The sequence below is a fragment of the Burkholderia sp. APQ4-4ca genome (assembly GCF_057837105.1).
Genome location: NZ_JBYQCG010000214.1, coordinates 1 through 2623 on the forward strand (window position 1 = coordinate 1; position 2623 = coordinate 2623).

The 2623-nt window shown below is 64.6% G+C and carries 2 protein-coding genes and 2 pseudogenes; all 4 read left to right on the plus strand.

What is annotated here, in order from left to right; translation table 11 throughout:
• A pseudogene (locus AC3IFE_RS22740) lies at positions 1 to 536 on the plus strand (hypothetical protein); the annotation flags it as partial.
• Positions 533 to 1549 carry a glycosyltransferase family 4 protein gene (locus AC3IFE_RS22745; protein WP_489192125.1) on the plus strand — a complete coding sequence of 339 codons (1017 nt, stop codon included), beginning with the start codon at positions 533 to 535 and terminating at the stop codon, positions 1547 to 1549. The pseudogene AC3IFE_RS22740 and the gene AC3IFE_RS22745, both read left to right, overlap by 4 nt.
• Positions 1546 to 2310 (plus strand): WecB/TagA/CpsF family glycosyltransferase, encoded by a 765-nt coding sequence (locus tag AC3IFE_RS22750; protein WP_489192127.1) that lies wholly within the window; start codon positions 1546 to 1548, stop codon positions 2308 to 2310. Before AC3IFE_RS22745 ends, AC3IFE_RS22750 begins: the two co-directional genes overlap by 4 nt.
• A pseudogene (locus AC3IFE_RS22755) lies at positions 2300 to 2623 on the plus strand (hypothetical protein); the annotation flags it as partial. The gene AC3IFE_RS22750 and the pseudogene AC3IFE_RS22755, both read left to right, overlap by 11 nt.

The following is a 2623-nucleotide window of genomic DNA, read 5'->3' on the forward strand; positions in this document are numbered from 1 at the left end:
CGGGCGCGATGCTCGTGCTGATGGCGATGGGCGTACTCGATTCGCTGTTGAAGGTCGGCATGGCGAAGATCCTGTTCTATGTCGTCGCGGGCAATTCGGCGCGCGCCGAGTCCTATCGCGTGATGTTCGAGTCGATCCGCAACGGCAATCTGCTCGGCGAGGGGCTGGGCAGCTTCGGCGGCCCGGCGTCGGTCAAATTCTCGTCGCCGCTGTACCCGCTTTATCACTTCGACTGGTATGGGCTCGGCGGGCTGTTGAAGACCACCGACACGTTCTATCCGCACCTGTTCGTCGAGATGGGCGTGTTCGGCGCGATCGCGTGGCTCGTGTTCGTGATGGCCTACGGACAGGCACGGCGCAAGCCGGCCGTCTGGTTCTACCTCGTCGGTGCGTTTTGCTTCGACAACATCTTCTCGATGGCATTCGTGTCGGCGTCTTACGTATTTTCCGCATTGCTGGCCATGTACGCGTTTTCATGGGGGCGGCCGGGGGCCGGCCGCGCGTCTCGCCATGATGCGATGGAGGTTCGCTCATGAAAATTCTCGTCGTCACGAACATGTATTTCGGCAGCAACCGCGCGAGCCCATGGCAAGGCGTGTTCGTGACCGAGCAGGTCGAGGCGCTCCGGCGTTCGGGGGGCTGCACGGTCGACGTGCTCGTCATCGAAGGGTATCGCGGCAAGGTCGAATACCTGCGATCGATCGGACAGGTCTGGAGGGCGGCGCGCGCGGGACGGTACGACATCGTGCATTACCACTTCGGCCTCAGCGCGTGCTCCGCGCCGCTGGTTCGCCTGCTGACGCGGGCGCGAATCGTCATCACATTCCACGGCACCGACGTCCTCGGCCCGTTGTGGATGCGGGCCGTGTCGAAAGCGATGGCCTGCTTCGCGCACGCATGCATTGGCGTGAGTGCGGAAATTTCGTCGCGTTTGCTCCGGCTGTGCCGGCGCTGCGAGACGATTCCGTGCGCAGTCGACGAGACGGTGTTCGTCGAGCACCGCGACGATGCGTGCGTTGAATCCGCGTTGCCCGTCGTCGTGTTTCCGTCTTCCGCGCAACGTCCGGAAAAGAACTATCCGCTGTTTGCGCAGGTGCTGCGGCAACTGTCGGAACAGCACGGCATCCGGGTGCAGGAGCGGCATATCGACGGCCTCGAGCGAGACGAGGTGCGCGACCTGCTGGCGCGTGCCGCGTGCCTGCTGATGACGTCGACCCGCGAAGGCTCGCCGCAATCGGTCAAGGAGGCGATGGCGGTCAATCTGCCGGTGGTATCGGTCGATGTCGGCAACGTGCGGCATTTGCTCGACGGTGTGTCGCCCGGCATGGTCGTGTTCGATCACGACGCGGGCCGGCTCACGAACGAGCTGGCGGATGTGCTGAAGGCCGGCATGCGATCCAACGGTCGCGCGCGGCTCGCGGCGCTCGGGTACTTCTCCGCCGATGTGTCCACGAAGATGAAGACGCTGTATGCGTCGCTCTGCCCGCCGCCGCGATTCTCCCGCGCGACGCGGACTACCGAAAAACGCGATAACGAGGCCATGCAATGAACCGTGCCGAATTCTTTTCATGCCCGATCGATCTGATGTCGATGAACGAGACGGTCGCCTGGATCGATACGAGAGTCGAGAAGCGGGAATTCACGCAGCACGTGGTCGTCAACGTCGCGAAGGTCGTTCACCTGCAGCGCGACGCGGCGCTTGCCGCGTCGGTCCGCGCGTGCGACATCGTCAACGTCGACGGCATGGGCGTCGTGTGGGGCGCGCGGCTGCTCGGTATCCCGGTGCCGGAGCGCGTCGCGGGCGTGGACCTTTTCCAGCGCTTGCTCGCACTGGCCGAAACGAAAGGGCTGCCGATCTATCTGCTCGGCGCGACGCAGGAAGTCGTGGAGCGGGTTGTCGCGGTGACGGCGGCGCGGTATCCGCGACTGCCGATCGCGGGATATCACCACGGCTATTTCTGGAACGATGAACAGGCAGTCGTCGACGACATCCGTCGCTCGGGCGCGCGATTGCTGTTCGTCGCGATCACGTCGCCGCGCAAGGAGAATTTCATCAATCGCTGGAAAGCGCAGTTGGGCGTCGATTTCGTGATGGGCGTAGGCGGGACGTTCGACGTGGTGGCCGGGAAGGTGAGGCGGGCGCCGCTGTGGATGCAGCGCGGCGGCCTCGAATGGGCGTTCCGCGTGATCCAGGAGCCGAGGCGGATGTGGAAGCGCTATCTGTCGACCAACAGCCGGTTCCTGATGATGCTGACGGGCGCATATGTGTCGCGATTGTGGCGACGAAAGGAAGCGGTCGATGCGCAGTAGAGTCGCGCTTGCCGCCTGCCTTGTCGCATCGGCGTGTCAGGCCGGCCCGTATGGCGGCTCGCCTGAGGAAACGCACTTCTATCGATCGGACTGGGCGCGCGGCGTCGATCCGCGGCTGCGTCTGCAGGCGCCGGCACCCCGGAACATCGCGACCGGCGGCATCCCCGGGATTCGCGGCCCGCTATTGAGGGTGACGATGAGCCGCTCGCAGGACTTCAGCGACGTGGCGAGCGGGACGCCGCGTTCGGAGGTCAGCTTCTTTCCGGTGTTTCGTTTCGTCAACGGACGCGACTACGAAGTGCGCTGGTCGACG

Excerpts from the sequence above, each read along its gene's own strand:
- AC3IFE_RS22745 (WP_489192125.1), top strand. The coding sequence starts at position 533 with ATGAAAATTCTCGTCGTCACGAACATGTATTTCGGCAGCAACCGCGCG.
- AC3IFE_RS22750 (WP_489192127.1), top strand. The coding sequence starts at position 1,546 with ATGAACCGTGCCGAATTCTTTTCATGCCCGATCGATCTGATGTCGATG.